17 protein-coding genes are annotated in these 20,181 nt (G+C 65.6%); 8 read left to right on the top strand and 9 right to left on the bottom strand.

The features are described from left to right. The first annotated feature begins 245 nt into the window (after positions 1-245). The 4 genes from ACWHYV_RS14545 (at position 246) to ACWHYV_RS14530 (ending at position 8,868) form a co-directional block, all read left to right on the top strand. On the top strand, positions 246-6,026 hold the full coding sequence (locus tag ACWHYV_RS14545; RefSeq protein WP_447977218.1) for a HAMP domain-containing protein: 5,781 nt from the start codon (positions 246-248) through the stop codon (positions 6,024-6,026). 112 nt (positions 6,027-6,138) lie between these two features. Next, on the top strand, positions 6,139-6,990 hold the full coding sequence (locus ACWHYV_RS14540) for a CheR family methyltransferase (RefSeq protein WP_447977217.1): 852 nt from the start codon (positions 6,139-6,141) through the stop codon (positions 6,988-6,990). A gap of 18 nt (positions 6,991-7,008) precedes the next feature. Next, positions 7,009-8,028 (top strand): response regulator, encoded by a 1,020-nt coding sequence (locus ACWHYV_RS14535; RefSeq protein WP_447977216.1) that lies wholly within the window; start codon positions 7,009-7,011, stop codon positions 8,026-8,028. A 123-nt stretch (positions 8,029-8,151) separates the two neighbouring features. After that, positions 8,152-8,868, top strand: coding sequence for a tetratricopeptide repeat protein (locus ACWHYV_RS14530; RefSeq protein ID WP_447977215.1), 717 nt, complete (start codon positions 8,152-8,154; stop codon positions 8,866-8,868). Here ACWHYV_RS14530 and ACWHYV_RS14525 read toward each other — a convergent pair. The 5 genes from ACWHYV_RS14525 to ACWHYV_RS14505 form a co-directional block, all read right to left on the bottom strand. Beyond that, positions 8,849-10,141, bottom strand: a complete 1,293-nt coding sequence (locus tag ACWHYV_RS14525) for a hydroxysqualene dehydroxylase (RefSeq protein WP_447977214.1) — start codon at positions 10,139-10,141, stop codon at positions 8,849-8,851. The two genes, ACWHYV_RS14530 and ACWHYV_RS14525, sit on opposite strands and share 20 nt — an antisense overlap. After that, on the bottom strand, positions 10,138-11,043 hold the full coding sequence (gene hpnD / locus ACWHYV_RS14520; protein WP_447977213.1) for a presqualene diphosphate synthase HpnD: 906 nt from the start codon (positions 11,041-11,043) through the stop codon (positions 10,138-10,140). The genes ACWHYV_RS14525 and hpnD overlap by 4 nt, the downstream gene beginning before the upstream one ends. Continuing rightward, on the bottom strand, positions 11,040-11,963 hold the full coding sequence (locus tag ACWHYV_RS14515) for a cobalamin-binding protein (RefSeq protein ID WP_447977212.1): 924 nt from the start codon (positions 11,961-11,963) through the stop codon (positions 11,040-11,042). Before ACWHYV_RS14515 ends, hpnD begins: the two co-directional genes overlap by 4 nt. A 14-nt stretch (positions 11,964-11,977) precedes the next feature. After that, positions 11,978-12,658 carry an HAD family hydrolase gene (locus tag ACWHYV_RS14510; protein ID WP_447977211.1) on the bottom strand — a complete coding sequence of 227 codons (681 nt, stop codon included), beginning with the start codon at positions 12,656-12,658 and terminating at the stop codon, positions 11,978-11,980. A gap of 128 nt (positions 12,659-12,786) precedes the next feature. Beyond that, complete coding sequence (locus tag ACWHYV_RS14505) at positions 12,787-12,915, bottom strand: hypothetical protein (protein ID WP_447977210.1); 129 nt, start codon at positions 12,913-12,915, stop codon at positions 12,787-12,789. Here ACWHYV_RS14505 and ACWHYV_RS14500 point away from each other — a divergent pair. Then, positions 12,899-13,420 carry a hypothetical protein gene (locus tag ACWHYV_RS14500; RefSeq protein WP_447977209.1) on the top strand — a complete coding sequence of 174 codons (522 nt, stop codon included), beginning with the start codon at positions 12,899-12,901 and terminating at the stop codon, positions 13,418-13,420. The two genes, ACWHYV_RS14505 and ACWHYV_RS14500, sit on opposite strands and share 17 nt — an antisense overlap. Positions 13,421-13,504: 84 nt before the next feature. Here ACWHYV_RS14500 and ACWHYV_RS14495 read toward each other — a convergent pair whose 3' ends face one another. Then, the gene (locus ACWHYV_RS14495; RefSeq protein WP_447977208.1) at positions 13,505-15,241 is read right to left on the bottom strand and encodes an adenosylcobalamin-dependent ribonucleoside-diphosphate reductase; all 1,737 of its coding nucleotides are present in this window, start codon (positions 15,239-15,241) and stop codon (positions 13,505-13,507) included. A 158-nt stretch (positions 15,242-15,399) separates the two neighbouring features. Here ACWHYV_RS14495 and ACWHYV_RS14490 point away from each other — a divergent pair, with 158 nt between their 5' ends. The 3 genes from ACWHYV_RS14490 (at position 15,400) to queD (ending at position 17,776) form a co-directional block, all read left to right on the top strand. Next, positions 15,400-15,813, top strand: a complete 414-nt coding sequence (locus tag ACWHYV_RS14490) for a secondary thiamine-phosphate synthase enzyme YjbQ (protein WP_447977207.1) — start codon at positions 15,400-15,402, stop codon at positions 15,811-15,813. Between the two features lie 96 nt (positions 15,814-15,909). Then, entirely contained in the window at positions 15,910-16,932 is a 1,023-nt protein-coding gene (locus ACWHYV_RS14485) for a hypothetical protein (protein WP_447977206.1), read from the top strand. A 430-nt stretch (positions 16,933-17,362) separates the two neighbouring features. Then, positions 17,363-17,776: a 6-carboxytetrahydropterin synthase QueD gene (gene queD / locus ACWHYV_RS14480; RefSeq protein WP_447977205.1), complete on the top strand. Its 414-nt coding sequence runs from the start codon at positions 17,363-17,365 to the stop codon at positions 17,774-17,776. A 29-nt stretch (positions 17,777-17,805) separates the two neighbouring features. On the opposite strand, the gene ACWHYV_RS14475 is transcribed toward queD, so the two are convergent. The 3 genes from ACWHYV_RS14475 to folB form a co-directional block, all read right to left on the bottom strand. Continuing rightward, positions 17,806-18,174, bottom strand: a complete 369-nt coding sequence (locus tag ACWHYV_RS14475) for a hypothetical protein (protein ID WP_447977204.1) — start codon at positions 18,172-18,174, stop codon at positions 17,806-17,808. A 103-nt stretch (positions 18,175-18,277) separates the two neighbouring features. Then, positions 18,278-19,126 carry a PHP domain-containing protein gene (locus ACWHYV_RS14470; RefSeq protein ID WP_447977203.1) on the bottom strand — a complete coding sequence of 283 codons (849 nt, stop codon included), beginning with the start codon at positions 19,124-19,126 and terminating at the stop codon, positions 18,278-18,280. 1 nt (position 19,127) lies between these two features. Beyond that, complete coding sequence (folB, locus tag ACWHYV_RS14465) at positions 19,128-20,060, bottom strand: dihydroneopterin aldolase (protein WP_447977202.1); 933 nt, start codon at positions 20,058-20,060, stop codon at positions 19,128-19,130. Positions 20,061-20,181: the final 121 nt, after the last annotated feature.

Below are 20,181 nucleotides of genomic sequence, written 5' to 3'. Positions count from 1 at the left end.
TAGGAAACGCGAGAAGCATGGCACACCGCCCGCACCCGGTCTGTAGGAGGCGGCACCCCGGGCGTGTCGGAAGGACGCGCGGCAGCTCGGCGAGTTCAAGCGGTTCCCGGGTGCGTCTGCTGTAGGCAATCAACCTACAAGATCGATAGGATGGAGGCTGACTGCATTTCTCCGTGAGGTAGCCTATGGTACCACGACCCGACCGGGCTCGACCCGCCCTGTTCTTACCACCGTGAGGAGGCCACATGCCGACACAGGAATCGTTGGACGCTGAGCTGCTGCTCGGAACTCTGCGAGCGTTTCGGAAAGGCGACTTCAGCGTACGGATGCGCAGCCACAAGCGAGGGGGACTCAGCGCGGAAGTGGCGAGTACGCTCAACGAAATCATCGAGCAGAACGAACGGCTGACCAAGGAACTGGTCCGGCTGCGCCGGGTGGTCGGGAAAGAGGGCAAGACGGCGCAACGGGCCTCGATCGGCAGCGTGTCCGGCTCCTGGGCGACCTGCATCGAGTCCGTCAACGAGCTGATCGGCGACCTCGTCCAGCCGATCACGGAAGTCACGCGGGTCATCGGGTCGGTCGCCAAGGGCGACCTCACCCAATCGATGCCCTTGGAGAGCGGGGGAGTGCCGATCAAAGGGGAGTTCCTCCGGGCGTCGAAGATCGTCAACGTCATGGTGGATCAGCTCAACTCGTTCGCCTCGGAGGTGACCCGGGTGGCCCGCGAGGTGGGCACCGAAGGGAAGCTCGGCGGCCAGGCGCAGGTCAAGGGGGTGGCGGGGACCTGGAAGGACCTCACCGACAACGTCAACATGATGGCGAGCAATCTCACCAATCAAGTCCGCAACATCGCCCAGGTGACGACGGCGGTGGCGAACGGCGACCTGTCCAAGAAAATCACGGTCGATGCCCGCGGTGAAATCCTCGAATTGAAGAACACGATCAACGTCATGGTGGACCAGCTCAACTCGTTCGCGTCGGAGGTGACCCGGGTGGCCCGCGAGGTGGGCACTGAAGGGAAGCTCGGCGGCCAGGCGATCGTGAAGGGCATCGGAGGGACCTGGAAGGACCTGACCGACAGCGTCAACCTCATGGCCAGCAACTTGACCAGCCAGGTGCGGAACATCGCCCAGGTGACGACGGCGGTGGCGAACGGCGACCTCTCCAAGAAGATCACGGTCGAGGTGCGCGGCGAGATTCTGGAGCTCAAGAATACGATCAATACTATGGTGGATCAGCTCAACTCGTTCGCCTCGGAGGTGACCCGGGTGGCCCGCGAGGTGGGCACCGAAGGGAAGCTGGGCGCCCAGGCCTACGTGAAGGGCGTCGGGGGGACCTGGAAGGATCTGACCGACAACGTCAACTTGATGGCGCACAACCTGACGAACCAGGTCCGCAACATCGCCCAGGTGGCGACCGCGGTCGCCAACGGGGACCTCTCGAAGAAGATCACGGTCGATGTCCGCGGCGAGATCTTGGAGTTGAAAAATACCATCAACACGATGGTGGATCAGCTCAACTCGTTCGCCTCGGAGGTGACCCGGGTGGCCCGCGAGGTGGGCACTGAAGGCAAGCTGGGGGCCCAGGCCTACGTGAAGGGCGTCGGGGGGACCTGGAAGGACCTGACCGACAACGTCAACTCGATGGCCAGCAACTTGACGAACCAGGTGCGGAACATTGCGCAGGTGGCGACCGCGGTCGCCAGCGGGGACCTCTCGAAGAAGATCACGGTGGATGTCCGCGGCGAGATCCTGGAGCTGAAAAATACCATCAACACGATGGTGGACCAGCTCAATGCGTTCGCGTCGGAGGTGACCCGGGTGGCGCGCGAGGTGGGCACCGAGGGCAAGCTGGGGGCCCAGGCGTACGTGAAGGGCGTCGGGGGGACCTGGAAGGACCTCACCGACAACGTCAACATGATGGCCAACAACCTCACGAACCAGGTCCGGAACATCGCCCAGGTCGCGACCGCCGTGGCCAACGGCGACCTATCGAGGAAGATCACCGTCGATGCGCGCGGGGAAATCCTCGAGCTCAAGGACACGATCAACGTCATGGTGGACCAGCTCAACTCGTTCGCCTCGGAGGTCACCCGGGTGGCCCGCGAGGTGGGTACCGAGGGGAAGCTGGGCGGCCAGGCCGACGTCAAGGGGGTCGGCGGGACGTGGAAGGACTTGACCGATAACGTGAATCTCATGGCGAGCAACCTCACGAGCCAGGTCCGCAACATTTCGCACGTCACGACGGCGGTGGCGAACGGCGACCTGTCGAAGAAGATCACGGTGGACGTGCGGGGCGAGATCCTGGAGCTGAAGAACACGATCAACACGATGGTGGACCAGCTCAACTCCTTCGCCTCGGAGGTGACCCGGGTGGCCCGCGAGGTGGGCACCGAAGGGAAGCTGGGCGCCCAGGCCGACGTCAAAGGCGTGGCCGGCGTCTGGAAGGACCTCACGGACAACGTGAACTGGATGGCGAACAACCTGACGAACCAGGTGCGGAACATCGCCCAGGTGACGACGGCGGTGGCGAACGGCGATCTGTCGAAGAAGATCACGGTGGACGTGCGGGGCGAGATCCTGGAGCTGAAGAACACGATCAACACGATGGTGGACCAGCTCAACTCGTTCGCGTCGGAGGTCACCCGGGTGGCCCGCGAGGTCGGGACCGAGGGCAAGTTGGGCGGGCAGTCCGAGGTGAAGGGCGTCGCCGGCGTCTGGAAGGACTTGACCGACAACGTCAACCTGATGGCGAGCAATTTGACGAACCAGGTGCGCGGCATCGCCGGCGTGGTCACCGCGGTGGCGAACGGGGACCTCAAGCGGAAGCTGACGGTGGAGACCAAGGGGGAGATTGCGGCGCTCGCGGATACGATCAACGAGATGATCGACACCTTGGCCACGTTCGCCGATCAGGTGACGACGGTGGCGCGCGAGGTCGGCACCGAGGGCAAGCTCGGCGGTCAGGCGAAGGTGCCGGGGGCCGCGGGCGTCTGGCGCGACTTGACGGACAACGTGAACCAGTTGGCCGCGAACCTCACGAACCAGGTCCGTGCGATCGCGGAAGTCGCCACGGCCGTGACGAAGGGCGACCTGACCCGGTCGATCGCCGTGGACGCGCAGGGCGAGGTGGCGGCCCTCAAGGACAACATCAACGAGATGATCCGCAACCTGCGCGAGACGACGCAGAAGAACACGGAGCAGGACTGGCTGAAGACCAACCTGGCCCGGTTCACCGGCATGCTGCAGGGGCAGCGGAACCTGACCACGGTCGCCAACCTCATCCTGTCCGAGTTGACGCCGCTCGTGAACGCCCAGCACGGGGTCTTCTACATCAGCGACAGCATGGAAGGCGAGCGGGTCATGAAGCTGCTCGGGAGCTACGCCTACAAGGAGCGCAAGGGCTTCTCCAACGTCTTCCGCATCGGGGAAGGCCTGGTCGGCCAGTGCGCGTTGGAAAAGGAACGCATCCTCGTCACCAACGTGCCGGCCGACTACATCCAGATCAGCTCCGGCCTCGGCGAGGCGCCGCCGTACAACATCGTGGTGCTGCCGGTGCTGTTCGAAGGCGAGGTGAAGGCGGTGATCGAGCTGGCCTCGTTCAACCGCTACAGCGACATCCACCTCACGTTCCTCGATCAGCTCAAGGAGAACATCGGCATCGTGCTCAACACGATCGCGGCCAACATGCGGACCGAGGACCTGTTGAAGCAGTCCCAGGCGCTGACCGCGGAATTGCAGGCCCAGCAGCACGAGCTGAAGTCCACCAACGAGCGGCTGGAGCGCCAGGCCGAGACGCTCAGGAAGTCCGAAGAGCTGCTGCGGCAGCAGCAGGAAGAGCTGCGGCGCACCAACGAGCAGTTGGAGGAGAAGGCGAACCTGCTGTCGGAGCAGAAGGCTCAGGTCGAGATGAAGAACCGGGAGGTCGAGGTCGCGCGGGCGGCGCTCGAGGAAAAGGCCGAGCAGCTCGCCCTGTCGTCGCGCTACAAGTCGGAGTTCCTGGCCAACATGTCGCACGAGCTTCGGACGCCGCTGAACAGCCTGCTGATCCTGTCGAAGCTCCTGGCCGACAACCGCGAGGGCACCTTGACGTCGAAACAGGTGGAGTTCGCGCAGACGATCCACGCGTCGGGCAGCGACCTCCTCGCGCTGATCAACGACATCCTCGACCTGGCGAAGATCGAGTCCGGGACGATGGGGGTGGCGATCGGGCCCGTGGGGTTCGCCGAGCTGACCGAGTACGTGGATCGCAGCTTCCGGCAACTGGCGCAGAACAAGGGGCTCGAGTTCATCATCGAACGGGTCCCGGGCCTGCCCTCCGCGATCCAGACCGACTCGCTGCGGCTCCAGCAGGTGCTCAAGAACCTGCTGTCGAACGCGATCAAGTTCACCGACCACGGCAGCGTGTCCCTGCGGATCGAAAAGGTCACCTCCGGGTGGGACCGCGAGCATGCGACGTTGAACCAGGCCGACGCGGTGGTGGCCTTCTCCGTCACGGACACCGGCATCGGCATCGCCCCCGAAAAACAAAAGATCATTTTCGAGGCGTTCCAGCAGGCGGACGGCACCACCAGCCGCAAGTACGGCGGCACCGGGCTCGGCCTGTCGATCAGCCGGGAGATCGCGCGGCTGCTCGGGGGAGAGATCCAGGTCCGGAGCGTGCCGGGCAAGGGGAGCACGTTCACGTTCTATCTGCCCAGGGTCTACAGCTCCACGGCGACGCTCACGCGGCCGTCCGTCCCGGCGCTGTCCAGCCGGCCGCCGCAGAGGGAGGAGATGCTCGTGGAATCGGTCGGAACAACGAGCGGGATCGCGATCGAGGTTCCCGATGATCGAGAAACCATCACCGCGGAGGACCGCGTCCTGCTCATCGTGGAGGACGACATCCCGTTCGTGCAGATCCTCGTGGATCTGGCGCGGGAGAAAGGCTTCAAAGTCCTGGTCGCGACGCGCGGGGAAGCGGGGCTGGGGCTGGCGCGGCGGTTCAAGCCGTCGGCGATCACGCTCGACCTCCGGCTGCCGGACAACGACGGGTGGACGATCCTGGACCGGTTGAAACACGACCCCGCCACCCGGCACATCCCGGTGCACATCATCTCGGTGGAGGAGGCGCGGCAGCGGGGGCTCAAGCAGGGGGCCCTCGGCTGGTTGAACAAGCCGGTGAGCCGGGAATGGCTGGAAAAAGCGTTCGACGACATGGTGGCCTTCATCACGCGGCCGACCAAGAACCTGCTCGTCGTCGAGGACGACCCCATCCAGCGCCAGAGCATCGTCGAGTTGTTGGGCGGGGGTGACGTCCACACGACCGCCGTGGGAAGCGGGGAGGAGGCGATCCGGGCCCTCGGCAGCGACCATTTCGACTGCATGGTCTTGGACCTCCGGCTTCCCGACATGCCCGGCTTGGATCTGCTCGAGCGCATTCACGGGGAGTTGGGCTACCGCAACCTGCCGATCATCGTCTACACCGGGAAGGATTTGAGCGCCCAGGAGGAGAACCAACTCAAGAAGCTGACCGATGCGATCATCTTGAAGGACGTGAAATCGCCCGAGCGGCTGGTGGCGGAAACCGCCCTGTTCCTCCATCGCTCCGCGGCCAACCTGGACACTCCGCAGCGGCAGATCCTCGAGAGCGTCACGCAGAAGGATCCGGCGTTGGCCGGCAAGAAGGTGCTGATCGTCGACGACGACATCCGCAACATCTTCGCGCTGACGAGCATCCTGGAGCTACAGGACATGAAGGTGATCTATGCCGAGAACGGCCATGCCGGGATCGAGCGGTTGAAGGAGCATCCGGACGTGGACGTCGTGCTGCTGGACGTGATGATGCCCGAGATGGACGGCTATGAGACGATGCGGGTGATCCGGAAGATCCCTGAGTATGCGTCGCTGCCGATCATCGCGGTGACGGCGAAGGCCATGAAGGTGGACCGGGCCAAGTGCATCGAGGCGGGCGCCTCGGACTACATCTCGAAGCCGGTCGAGCCCGATCAACTGCTCTCGCTGCTCCGGGTCTGGCTGTATCAGTGAGGAGGAGAATGATGAGTGATGAGTGACGAATGATGAATGGAAGGGTTTCCGGAGAAATCTTTTGAAATCTGTTCATTCATCGTTCATCATTCAGCGCTCATCACTGGTTGTCATGCATTCTACGGTACAACAGGCTCGGGTGGAGGACTCGGAGTTTCGGCTCTTGCTCGAGGGGCTGCGGCAGTGCTATGGGTTCGATTTCGAAGGCTACGATCGCGCCTGGCTGGAGCGGCGCGTCTGGGCGCGGGTCCTCGCGGAAGGGGTCGAGACGCTGTCGGGCCTACAGGATCGGGTGCTGCACCATGCGGGCAGCGTGGACGCGCTCTTGCAAGGCCTCGTGGTCGCTCCGCCGCGTTTCTTCTCGGAGCCACGGGTCTTCAAGGCGTTCCTGACCCACGCCGTGCCGGTGCTCCGCACGTATCCCTCGATCGCCGTCTGGGTTCCGGCGTGCGGAGCGGGACACGATGCCTACGCCGTCGCCATCCTGTTGCACGAGGCCGGACTGTTGGGGCGGGCCCAGATCTATGCCACCGATGTGAGCGAGGCGGTCTACCGGGCCGCGAAGGACGGCCGGGTTCCGGTCTCGGCCGAGGATTTCGTCCGGGCCGAGGCGGACTATCGGAAGGCGGGCGGCCGGGGGGTGCTGAGCGAGTATCTGTTGAAGAAGGACGAGGAGGTGTTGGTGGCGGCACCGTTGCGCCGCGCGGTCGTGTTCCTCGAGCACCAATTGTCCACCGACGGCGTCTTCCATGAGTTCGAGACGGTGGTCGCTCCTCATCTCTGGCCCGTGCTGGGACCGGCGTTGCAAGCGCGGGTGCTCCGGCTCGTTCGAGACAGCCTCGGCCGGTTCGGGCTGCTTGCCGGAGGGCCGATCCCGGGCCTCGAAGCCGATGAGTCGTGCGACTATGAGCCGCTGGATGAAGGACGGACGGTGTACCGGAAGTCAGGTCGTCTGGAGCGCTGACGCCCGAAAGGAGAGACCATGTTGGACGGAGTGGAAACCCCGGTCGGACGCGTCCCGTACTTCAGGGTGCCGATCGATGAGGATCGCGACGATTCGTCGAAGCTGAAAATCCTTCTCGTCGACGACAATGCGGAGAGCCTCGTGGCGATCGAAGCGGTCCTTACGGCCCCCGACCGCGTCATCGTGAAGGCGATGTCCGGGGAGGAAGCGCTCAAGCGCTTGCTGGAGGACGACTTCGCGGTCATCCTGCTCGACGTCAAGATGACCGGGCTGGACGGGTACGAGACGGCCTCTTTGATCCGCGCCCGGGAGCGCACCCGGGACGTCCCCATCATCTTTCTCACCAGCTACAACAAGGAAGACTCGGACGTCATCAAGGGGTATGCCCACGGCGCCGTCGACTACATCGTCAAGCCGCTCGTCCCCGAGATTCTTCAGTCGAAGGTCAGCGTCTTTTTGGAGTTGGCCAAGCGGAGCCGGGACCTCAAGCTCAAGAACGAAGAATTGGAACGGGCGCAATCGGAGCTGGTGCGGACCAAGGCGGCGGAGAGCCTGATCAAGCACGCCCCGGATCCGCTGTTCGTCTCCGACCTCGAGGCGAACATCCTGCTCGCCAACAACGCGGCGTCCGACCTGCTCGGGATCCGCCCCGATGAGCTCGGCCATGAAGCCTTGTCCCGCTTCCTCTCGCCCGAGGACGTCGGGCAGTTGACCGCCGCCTTGCGGGAGGTCGTGAAGAAGGGCATCACCCGCAACGTCCGCCTCCATCCGAGGAGCGCCGCCGGCAAGGTGACGCCGACGACCTTGAACGCCGCGGCCTGGCGCGATGCGGAGGGGCGGATCATCGGCGCCATCGGGATCCTGCGCGACATGACCGAGTACGAACGGATGCTCCGCGACCTCCAGCAGTCGAAGGCCGAGCTGCAAGAGAAGATCCACGACTTGGAGAAGTTCGAAGAAGTGGTCGTCGGCCGCGAGCTGCGCATGATCGAGCTGGAAAAGGAGCTCGAACAGCTCCGAGAGAAGTTGCGCCACTGACCCGGCGCCCGTCCGGGCGCCGGGCTCCCTTCCCGTTGCATCCCCTTGCCGGCTTCCTTAGAGTGGGTCTCCCGCAGAGCGGGCATCCCGCCGCTGCGTCGAGCAGCCAGGTGTGTGAGGACGATGGTGCGGGTTCTGTGGATCGTCTTGGCGATGCTGTCGCTGGGTTCGGCCCCCGCTCCGGCGGAGGAGGCTCGCGGGCCGGTCGCAGCGATCGAGCGCGAGCTGAGCGCGCTCCTCAAAGCCGGTGCCGAGGAATCGACTGATCCGGCCGTCTGGGAGAAGCTTGCCTCGCTCTACCTGGATCTGGGGGACGGCTCCGGTGAGATCACCGCCAGGCGGGCCGCCTACGAGGCGGGGGCTCAGGCCGCCAAGCGGGCGCTGGCCGCCGATGACCGCAGGGCCGAAGCGCATTACCTCTATGCGGCGAATCTCGGGAGCCGCGCCCAGCTCGACGGCGTGATGGCCTCGGCGATGACGATCCGCGAGCTGAAGGCCCACGTCGGCCGCGCGCTGGAGCTGAACGGCCGCCATGCCCCGTCGCTCCACATGATGGGCATGATGTACGAGGAGTTGCCGTGGGTCTTGGGGGGCGACCGCAAGGCCGCGGTCCGTTATCTCGAACAGGCGGTGGCCGCGGCGCCCGACTACCAGCACGCTCGGCTGGATCTTGCGAAAGTCTATGTCAAGCGGAAGCAGATCGAGGCGGCCCGACGGGAGCTTCGCATCCTGCTCGACCTGCCGTCCGCCTCGGGCCGCACCCGCTATCAAGCGGAAGCCGCGGCGCTGCTGGCCTCCCTGGGTGGGTCCGAAGCGACCGTCAGCCCGCCTTCGCGATGATCGCGTTCGCGCACAGCTCGCCGCTGAGCGCCGCGCTCTCCAGGTCGGAGGGCAGGCCGGTGTCCGTCCATTCGCCGGCGAGGAACAGATTGGGAAACGGGCTGGCGGGAAGCGGGCGCTGTGTCGTGGCGCCCGGCTTGACGGAGAGAAAGGCGTGAGCCTCCCTGAGGATCTCCTGCTTGATCGGAGGACCGGGCAGGACCGACGGACCGAGGGCTTGCAGATCCTTGATCGCCTGCGCGGCGAGTTCCGTATCGTTCCGCTCCATCCATTCCGGCCGTCCCGTCATGACCAGGGAGACCCGGCTGCCCGGGGGATCGGCCCTCGCGGTCAGCCAATGGAACGCGCCGGTTCCCAACAGGATCAGGCGCGGCGCTCGAATCGGCTGAGTGAAGGACAGATGGACGGCGACGGCGGGACTGGCGGAAAGCCGTCCGATGTGTTGGAAGTAGGAAAAGCGCGTGACGGCACGCTCCGGCAGCAGAGGGCTGAGCCGGCGTGACGACACGGCCGCGACGTACCAGTCCGCGGTGACCTTGTCCCCGGCTTCCAATCGGAGGCCGCCGACCCGTTGGCCCTCCAGGCAGACATGGCTCACGTCGGCGCGTGGGCGGATGGTCCCTCCGAGGGCGAGCAATCGCCGCCGTGCGGGATCGAGGAGCAGCCGGTCGAGGTCGTCCTGCGGCAGGGTCACGTGGGCCCGACGCCAGCCGGCCAAGAAACAGCGGATCAGCATCGCGAGAAAGACCGACGCCGACGCCGTCTTCACGTCCTCCCCGAGCAGGAACCGGCAGAGCGGGGACCAGACCGTATTGCGGGCCGCTTCCGATTGCCCGATGCCCCGCAGCCAGGCTTCCGCGGTATGCATATCCAGGTCGAGCGGCAGGGCCGGGTCCCGCTCCCAGGTTCGTTCCATCCACATCAGGAGACGCCATCGATCACGGCCCGGCAGTCCGCGGAACGCCGCGAGGGAGAGGATCAGGTGCAGGGGCGCCGGGGCGGGGACGTGGAGCCAGCGCGAGAGCCGTGGACCCGGGAGCGCAAGCTCGAGCGCGACCCGGCGGGAGAACCGTGCGGCGTGGGCGGTTCCGAGCGTCCCGAGCAATGCGAGCAGCGCCCGCTGATGCCGGAACACGGCGAGCGGGAGGGCCCGCCATGGAGAGACCTCGTCCTCCTGCTCCAGCACCGTCACCTCGAATCCGAAGGCCTGGAGTCGGAGGGCCGCGGTGAGCCCGGCCACCGTGCTGCCGATCACGAGAACCTGGCGTTTCATCCGGGAAGCAGTGAGCGGAGCCAGACGCCGGCCGCGATCGCCAAGCGGTAGGGCGGGGCGAGCCCGATTCGGGACTCGAAGACGCGGTAGTCCGACCGCTCGATCCGCTCCAAGATCCGCCCGTACACCCCTCGCATGATCTCGGCCACGGTGAGCGCCCGCCGGTCCTCGGGCGGCAAGCGATCGGCGACGTCGCGGGCCTTGCGATAGTAGTCGTGCGCGCGGGCGCACTGAAATCGCATCAGCTCACGAAAGCCCGGCGAGTAGCGGTGCGCCAGGAGATCCTCTTCAGAATAACGGAAGCGGGCCAGCTCGTCCTGCGGGAGGTAGATACGGCCCTGGGCCGCGTCGGCGCCGAGATCCCGCAGGATGTTCGTGAGCTGAAAGGCGTGCCCCAGGTTGACGGCATACTCCCGCGCCTCGGGAGACCGCGTGCCGAAGACATGCAGGCAGATCAGCCCCACCACCGAGGCCACGCGATAACAGTACAGCGAGAGCTCGTCGAACGAGCGGTAGCGCCGGATCGTCAGATCCATCTCGACGCCCGCGATGAGGTCCTCGAAATACGACTGCGGGATGCCTAACTCCCGGGCATGGACGGCGAGGCTGATCGTCACCGGAAAGGACGGAGCGCCGCGGTACGCCGCGGCGAGCTCACGCCGCCATGAATCCAGCTCGCGCCGAGGGTCGCTGCCGGCCGGCGGGTCGTCCACGGCGCTGTCGACTTCCTTGCAGAACGCATAGATCGTGTACATCGCGGCCCGGCGGGCCGGGGGAAGGAAGAGGAAGGAGTAGGCGAAGTTGCTGCCGCTGCGCTTCGTGACGGCCTCGCAGTACCGCTGGGCCTCCTCCACGGTCAGCGGTTCCCCGCGGACATCCGGTCGCGCGGCGAGCTTCATCATCGGGGGGCGCCTTCCAGCCGTCGCGCTCCGGGCGGCAGCGCACGGTCGAATCGTTCCGGGTGAAACAGGGCGGCCAGGATGCGGACGCCGTCGATCAGGCGGGGGCCGGGCCGGCTGAAGAACGCCCCGGCCTCGACGGCGTACACCCGCCCCGCGGACACGGCGGGGAGGCGGACCCAGTCGGGGTGGGCGGTCAGCGCGTGCAGCTCGTGCAGCGTCCGGTCGACGGTAAATCCGCAGGGCATCAGGACCACGATCTCGGGAGCGGCCGCAATGAGGTCCGTCCACGCGATCCGTCGAGACGGCGCGCCCGGCGTGCCGAGCACGTCCTGTCCGCCGGCCCACGTCACCATCTCGGGCACCCAATGACCGCCCACGTAAAGCGGGTCGAGCCACTCGAGGCAGGCGACGCGGGGCCGTCCGGGGACGCCGGAGACCTGATCGCGGATCGACGTCAAGCGGCCCCGCAAGGCCGCGGCGAGGTGCTCCGCCGCCTCCGTCTTGCCGATGGCGGCCCCGATCCGCTCGACGTCCGCGATGACGTCGTCCAGCCGCGTGGGATTGAGGCTCACCACGCGCGGCGACGGGGTGAGATCGGCGATCGCCTGGCGGAGCTGATCCGGAGTGACCGCGCAGACGGCGCAGAGATCCTGCGTGAGCACGACGTCGGGACGGGTCGCATGAAAACGCGATTCATCGAGCCGATACAGCGAATGCCCTCCGTTCAACGTCTCTCGGACCTGGCGGTCGATGTCGGCGCTCGCGGTTCGTTCGGCGTCGATCACGGCGCGGACGAGGACCGGCTTCCCGATCACCTCCGGGGGGAAGTCGCACTCGTGGCTGATGCCGACCAACTGGTCGGCGGCGCCCAGCGCGGCGACGACTTCGGTGGCTCCCGGTAACAGTGAGCAAATCCGCATGGTCCCCTCGCCGGCTACGCCCACAACCGCCGCTCCAGCGCGAGCGCCGTCGTGTCCTCCAACGATCGGAGTGTGACGTCCGCTTCGCGCAGCTCCTCGAGCGGGTGGGTATTGGCCACCGCGGCCACTTTCATCCCCGCCGCATGGGCGCCTCTGATGCCCGGCAGAGAATCTTCGATCACCAGACAATCCGCTGCAGCCAACGGGGCGCCGTGCCGCAGGCGGTTCAGGGAGGCCAGCGCATGCAGGAATCCCTCCGGATCCGGCTTCCCGCGGCGGACGTCCTCCGCGCTCGTGATGTGTGCGAAGGCCTTCCTGATGTCCGCCGCGTCGAGGATGTACTCGATTTCGTGGCGCAGCGCACCGGAGCAGATGGCCAGGGGGTAGCGCGCCGCGGCACCGCGGACGAACTCGCGGACGCCCGGAAAGATGACCAGGTGCTGCGTGATGTAGTCCATGTACGCGGCGGCCTTCCGGCGGACCAATTCGTCGATGATGGATGGGGTCGCGGGCTGACCGCGGGTACGGAGAAAGGCTTCGAAGCACCCCTTGTCGTCGTAGCCCAGATAGTCGGCGTAGTACTCCTCCTTGCTGAGGAACAGGCCTTGCTCGCCGAGGACGCGTTGAAACACCGCAAAGTGAATGGGCTCGCTGTCGGCGATCACGCCGTCGAAATCAAAGATAATCGCGCGCACAGGGTCTCCGAACGGACACGACCGCCGGCGGGCGGTCGTCAGATGCCTCGCCGTCAGGAACGGACGTGGGGGATGACCGGGACCGGGCCGAACGGAGCGGCATTATACCAGACGAGTTCCGAAGGGCACTACCGCTTGGCGGACAAGTGCGTCTCGCCGATCCAGCCTTTCTCGCCGGTCTCCGTCCTGACGAGATAGATCCAGCCGTCGTTCTGCAGCTCGGCATCGAGGACGGTCAGCGTGCTCGATGCGGGCACCGTCGGTCCCGGCTGCGTGCCCGTCGAATTGGCGCTCAGCACGATCGGCGCGTTGGGCGTGAACGGATCGACGGTCGGCGTCACCTTTTGCCCTTCGGCAAAAGCCGGAACCTTGATCGTGGGGGAAGGGGCGACGGTCGCCGAGTCGGACGGCGCCGCCGTGGACGGAGGCGCGGGCGGGCGGACGGGGAGCGGTCCGGGCCGGCGGCGCGGCCGGCGCCGGTTCGGGTTCTTGACCGAGGATCTTCATCATGACGTCGGGGTCCATCGCCACGTAGGCGCCGCCGGCGACGATGACGAGCAGGAGTGCGAGCACGAGGGCCCGGGAGGTCGGAGGTTTGTCCGGTCGGCGAGGGGGCGTCGCCTGCCGGGGCTCGGGTTCGACGTCCTCCAGCTCGAGATCGGGTTCGGGTTCCCGGGCGAACAGGAGCGTCCAGTCCGGAGCTCCGGCAGCGGCGTGAGCCGACGATCCCATCATGGCATCTCCTTCCGAAAAGTGGGATGAGGCTCAGTAGATAACACTATCGATGGTGGCTGTCAAACGACGGATGGTCGGAGGCTGATCGCTGCACGCGGGCGTGGGGCGGCCTCAGCAGTATTGGACGTTCGTGCAGGACAGGACCTGATTCGGGCGGCTGCCGCTGCGGAATACGGTGATGCCTTTACACCCCAGGCGATAGGCCAGACGAAAGGCGGCCGCGACGTCGGCTTTCGTCGCCGTGGACGGCAGGTTGATCGTCTTGGACACGCCGCTGTCGCTGTACTTTTGAAACACGGCCTGCATCCGCACGTGGTGCTCCGGCGGCACGTCGTGCGCGGTGACGAAGAGCCTGCGGATCGAGTCCGGGATCTCCTCGAGACGTTGAATCGATTCGTTCGCGGCGATGCGCGTGACCAGCGCCTTCGAATAGATCCCGGCTCGTTTGGCGAGGCTGACGAAGGCGGGATGCAGCGAGATCAAGTGCGTATCGTCCATCACGGTGCGCACGAAGCTGACCCCGTAGAGCGGCTCGATGCCCGGCGAGCAGTTCGCGATGATGCTGATCGTCCCCGTCGGGGCGACGGTCGTCACGGTGGCGTTCCGGAGCCGCTGGCCGGCCGTCTCGTGCCGGCTGCCCTTGAAGTTCGGATACACGCCGCGCTCCGCGGCGAGATCGGCGGAGGCCTCCCGGGCGACCTGCCAGAGCAAGCTCATCACACGGTCGCCGACCGTCAACGCCTCTTGGGAATCGTACGGGATGCCGAGTGCGATGAGGAGGTCGGCGAACCCCATCACGCCCAAGCCGATCTTGCGGTTGCCCCTGGTGACGGCGGCGATCTGCGGCAGCGGGAACCGGCTCATGTCGATGACGTCGTCGAGGAAGCGAACGGCCGTCCGAACGGCCTCGGCCAGGCGGTCCTCGTCGAGGCGCGGGCGCCGTCCCCCCGTGATGAAGCGGGACAGATTGAGCGAGCCCAGGTTGCACGACTCGTACGGGAGCAGCGGTTGCTCGCCGCACGGGTTCGTGCTCTCCATCGGACCCAAGTGGGGAGTCGGGTTGGCGAGATTGATCGTATCCAGGAACACGACGCCGGGCTCCCCGGTTCTCCATGCGGATTCGATCAAGCGGTCGAATACGGCCGGCGCGCTCAGGCGGGCGACCGGCCGCCGCGTTCCCGGGTGGATCAGCGGATAGGTGGTCCCCTGGTCCAGGGCGCGCATGAAGGCATCGGTCACCGCGACCGACAGATTGAAGTTGGTCAATTCGTGCGGCGCGTTCTTGATGTCGATGAACTCGAGGATGTCCGGATGGTCGATCCGCAGGATCCCCATGTTGGCGCCGCGGCGTGCGCCGCCTTGTTTCACGACCTCGGTCGCCATGTTGAAGACGCGCATGAACGAGACGGGGCCGGAGGCGATGCCGTTGGTGGACCGCACGCGGTCGTTCTTGGGACGCAGATGGCTGAACGAAAACCCGGTGCCGCCGCCCGACTGATGGATCATCGCTTGGTCTTTCACCGCTTCGAAAATCGACTCGAGCGAGTCCTCCACGGGCAGGACGAAACAGGCGGAGAGCTGTTGCAATTCGTGCCCGGCGTTCATGAGCGTGGGGGAGTTCGGCAGAAAATCCAAACGACTCATGATCTCGCAGAAGCGGCGCGCCCAGGCCCGGCGCGTCCGGACGTCCGCGCCGTAGAGCGCCTCCGCCTGGGCGACGTTGTCCGCCACGCGCCGGAACATCTGCGCGGGCGTCTCGACGACGCGGCCGTCGTCGTCCTTCTTGAGGTAACGGCGACGGAGGACGGTCAGCGCATTGGGCGAATAGCGGACGGGCGTCGAGGCCATGCTTCCGTGTCTCCTGTTTCGTCTTCGACGAGCGATATGATCGAGCTATATTATATGGTATACGCGTCGCGAGGGCCACGAGACGGCGGCGCTCCTTCCCGGCGGTCTTGCTTTGGCCGGGCGGTGTGGCGCAGAATGCGCGCGGTTGTGAGCCTGCCATGAAGTCCTACCGCGAGGAACTCTGGTTCGAAACGGCCACGAGACGCGCGTATCTCAACATCACTCCCCAAGTCGAAACAGCGGTCCGGAACAGCGGTGTGCGGGAAGGGTTCGTGCTGGTCAACGCCATGCACATCACCGCCAGCGTCTACATCAACGACGATGAGCCCGGTCTGCTGAAGGACTACGACGAGTTTCTCGAACGCGTGGCGCCGCACGACGCCCGCTATCGCCACAACGAGACCGGTGAGGACAACGGAGACGCCCACGTGAAACGGCAGATCATGGGACGTGAAGTCGTCGTGGCGATCACCAACGGCCGGTTGGACTTCGGTCCGTGGGAGCAGATCTTCTACGCCGAGTTCGATGGACGTCGCCGCAAGCGTGTGCTGATCAAGATCATCGGCGAGTGAGACGCTGCGCTCTTGCATTCGCCGAGATAAGTTTGGCAACATGGAAATCATCGGTGATCACTCCGCGTCACCGCGCGAACCCCGGAGGAAGTGACCATGTCCAACTGGTGCCGGCCTGATCCCTTGACGCGCGACCTCATCCACCTCATCAACGCCCGGCGTCATGATCATGGAGATGCGGATGCGGCCGTGGAGACGCTCCAGGCGTTCCTGGAGCAGGACCGCGAGCACGACATCCTCACCGTGCTCGCGGCCCTCGACGAAGAGATGGCGGAGTGGATGTTCGATCTCCTCGCCGAGGCCGCGTGCTCCGTCGCGATCGACCACGGAGATTCGGGATCCGAAGACCGTCCCAATTACGCCATCGTGGCGGCGCTCGAGTTGCCGCTCCAGGTCAATTTGAGCCATCCGCTGCGGTTGAAGATCGATCCGGTGGCGACGGCCGACTTGCTGCACCGGCATCTGCATCTCTCGCCGGGAACCATCGTGACCGTCGAGCCGCGCTTGCTCACCGATGCGACGCTCGATCTGCTCACGTTGCACGAGCTCAACGCCCACGTGTCCTCGATCGCGGATTCTCAGCGCCGGCAGCCGATCGCCGCACGGCTGCACCCGCCGGTCGAGTCCACCGCCTATCTCATGTTCGAGCTGATCGGGTCGCCGGATTCCGGGCTGCCGGATTCGATCGAAGAAGACGATCGGGAGGCGCTGCTCAAGGGGCTCGTCGCGCAATGCCCGGAATTGGCCGCGGCGCCCCACATGCTGGAAGCGCCGGTGTACGCCGCCTACGCGATGTTCGACGCTCAGAATGCCGTGCGGCTGCACCGGTTGGCCGACGAGACGGTGGCGGTGTGGCGGGACCTCGATCCCGCCGTGCGAAGCCGGACGATCGTGCACTTGCACACGCAATGCGGGAACGGCGTCTACATGCCGATCTGGACCGATCTGTTCGATCCCGAGCTCCCCGAGGACCACGGTCCGGTCTGGACGTCCCCCGACGTGTGGGTCTTCACCGCGGATCTTCCCATCGAATGGCCCGGTGAAATGCTCACCAATCGCTTGCTCGCCGAAGGCTGCACCCGGTTCGAGAACCACATCGTCGAAGCGCCCGAAAACTGACCCGCTCGGTTCAGCCGTCCGACATCCCTCGCCCGGACGGGTGCGGGCCGGACGTGTCGCTCGTGCGCGCTCTTATGGCTGGGTGGTGGCGCGGCTGCGGTCCTCGCCGAGCGGCGTCAACGCCGGTGGTCGCGGCGTCGGCCGTGGAATGGCCGGTGCCGGAAAAGGGCTGACGGCCGGAGGAGGCGGCGCGGGGACGGCTGGAACGGTCGCCTTCGAGGCGGACGAGCCGAAGTGATAGATGGGCGAAGGCGGAGTTGGAACACCTTGCGGGCTGCCCGAATGAGAAGCGCCGCGGGTGGCGGCGGACGCCAGCAGAAGGGCCAGCACGACGCTCATCACGGCTCTCAATCGGCGCCCTCCAACGATCGCCTCGAGAAGTCTCCGCGTAGCTTTTCCCCGTGCAGAGCTGGTACGCTTAGGCCCGCCGATGAGAATCTTCAAGGAATTTTCGTTTGAAGCCGCCCATCGACTGCCCCATGTCCCCCCCGGACACAAGTGCGCCCGGCTTCATGGGCATTCCTTTCGCGTCCAGGTGCACGTCGAAGGACCGGTCGGAATCCCGAGCGGATGGATCATGGACTTCGACGAGATCAAGAAGGCGTTCCAGCCGCTCTACGACCAGCTCGACCACCGCTACTTGAACGACGTCCAAGGGCTCGAGAATCCGACGAGCGAAATCCTCGCCCGCTGGATTTGGGTCCGTCTGAAACCCACCCTGCCGGCGCTCACGCAGATCGTCGTCCAGGAAACCTGTACCTCCGGGTGCATCTATGGAGGCGAGGACCTGGACACGCGCGGGAAGCCGCAGCCGCCAGGCAGATCGTCCGGCGACTCCCCATAAGCCGCCGTCAAGTCGCCATGCTGGTCGTCCTACTCGGCGACGCCCGAGTAGAATCCCCATGGCATGTAGCAATTGCAAGGCATACCGGGCGGATAGGCTCCGAGCATCGGGTTGAGCGGGCAGCGGCCTTGGGCCGTCACGCACCATTGGACCCAGCGGGCCTGCCCCTCGCCGTACATGATCTCCCACGGCTGTCCGGCCGGGGGCACCGTGTGAGCTTGCTCGCACAGGGCTTCGATGTCCACCTTGGCATAGCCGGCTTTGGCCAAATGCACGCGGTCCTGCGCCGTGCAGCCGGCACCTGCCTCCGCGTGAGCGGCGGTGGTGGGGAGCATGAGTCCAAGCGTCGTGAACACCATCAGGACGAGGCCGAGCAGGACGAGGCCGAGGCTCTTCATGGGGTCCTCCTTCCGACACGGTGAGAGGCTGGTTTCAAGCTACTCGATTCTTGCGCCAGGACACAAGAGAGAGTCGCACGGAGCACTGCCACGGGCGTGCCGATCAGATTCCTTGTGCGGCGGACTTCTTCAAGGGATCGAGAAGTTTCTCGGGTACGGACAGATGGCCCCGGCCGATCCCCACCTCGATGTCCGGTTTCGTCACCCCGTGGAAATCGCTTCCGCCCGTGACCAGGAGGTTCAGCCGCTTCGCCACGTCGAGGTATTCCGCGGTCTGCTCGGGCCGATGCGTGCTGTAGTGAACCTCGACCCCTCCCAAGCCGAGCGCTTTCAGTTGGTCGCAGAGTTTGTAGATCCCTTCGCTGCGATCGACCCACGACGGGTGGGCAAGGACGGCGACTCCTCGGGCCCCACGGATCAACGCGATCGCCTCGCCGGGATCGGGAAGGTCCCGCGGAACGTAGGCCGCTCCGCCGTCCTTCAGATACCGGTCGAACGCTTCCTTGGCCGATGACACATAGCCCTTCTCCATCAACACGCGCGCAATGTGCGGCCGCCCGACCGACTCAGTGCCCGCCAGCCGTACGACCTCATCGTAGGAGAGATCGAGCCCCAGCTCGTTGAGCTTCGCCACGATCTGTGGGTTTCTGGCATGCCGGCTGTCGCGGTACCGGGCCAGGCGCTCGAGGAGCGCGGGGTCCTTCCAGTCGATGAAGTAGCCGAGGATGTGCAACTCGCTCCCTTGCCACCGGGCGCTGATCTCGATCCCGGGGATGACTTCGATCCCCAACCGGCGACCGGCGTCGAGCGCCTCCGGGATCCCGTCCACCGTATCGTGATCGGTAATCGCCAGCGCGGTGACCTTGGCTTTCTCGGCGAGCCGGACGACGTCCGCCGGTGGGAGGCTGCCGTCGGAGCACGTGGTATGCAAATGCAAGTCGAGTCGGCCCACGTCAATCTTCTTTCCGGGCCGCCAACCTGGCGGTGAAGGCCGAGCCTTCACCGTGCGCGCCGGGGTGTTCCCCTTCCTGGTAGAACAGGATGCGGAGACCGGGCACCAAGGTGAGCAGCTCATTGTGCGCCAAACAAAACTCTCGACGGCGCGGGTGATGGTGATGCAGATGGTTATCGATCAAGAACGTCTCGTAGAGCAGGACCCCTCCGGGCTTCAGCGCCGCAAGCAACTGCGGGAACACGGGGCGGTAGAGATAGAAGAACACGATGATCAGCTCGTAGTGCTCTTTCGGCCAGTCGGGAGGGTGAGCAGGATCTTCCAGGTCAACGACCTTCATGGACAGACCCGGCAACTTCTGCCTCTCCGCGATCGAGGTGAGGTGTTCGAGCGCCTCGACGTCTCGGTCGATCGCGTCGACCCGCATCCCGAGCCGAGCCAAGTACAGGGAATGTCGTCCTCGCCCGGCCGCGACGTCGAGCGCCGTGCCACCGAGCACCTTCGAGGAGATGAGCAAGGGGAGCTGTTCGACGAGAAAGGGGGCCGGCTTCGGCGGTGGGAGCAATTCCTCGCGTGTCCTGGTCAGCTTGATCCCGACCGAGCCGCGTACGTCTGGGAGCGGCGGGCGAAGTTTTCTGACCCAGAGGCTGATGCGGGCGATCGGGAACTCCGAGAACAAGTGTTCCAACAAGATTTCAGCCAGCCGCTCCAGCAAGCGGCACTCGCATCGGCTTCCGATCTCGGTAACTCGTTGAACGATTTGGGCATAGTCGATGGCATCCCGGAGATCGTCGGTGGAGCCCGGCGCCCGCTCATGACCGGCCGGATAGACCAGCTTGAGATCGACGGCGAGCGGCTGCGGTGTCAGGCGCTCTTCAGCGGTCACGCCGATACTTCCAGTGAATTCAATGCCTTGCAAAACTATGTCCACCATGAGGCCATTCTGGATGATGGCGCCGGCTCCAGTCAAGCAAATGCGGCCGGGCCCCCCCCCTAGCACCTGGTCCTCCATCTGGGGTACAATCCTTTCCTCCGAGATTTCCGAGACATTTCAG

It is taken from the genome of Candidatus Nitrospira bockiana, assembly GCF_965152565.1.
Note: the sequence above shows the minus strand (reverse complement) of the source record. Positions and strands in the feature narration are given on the sequence as shown.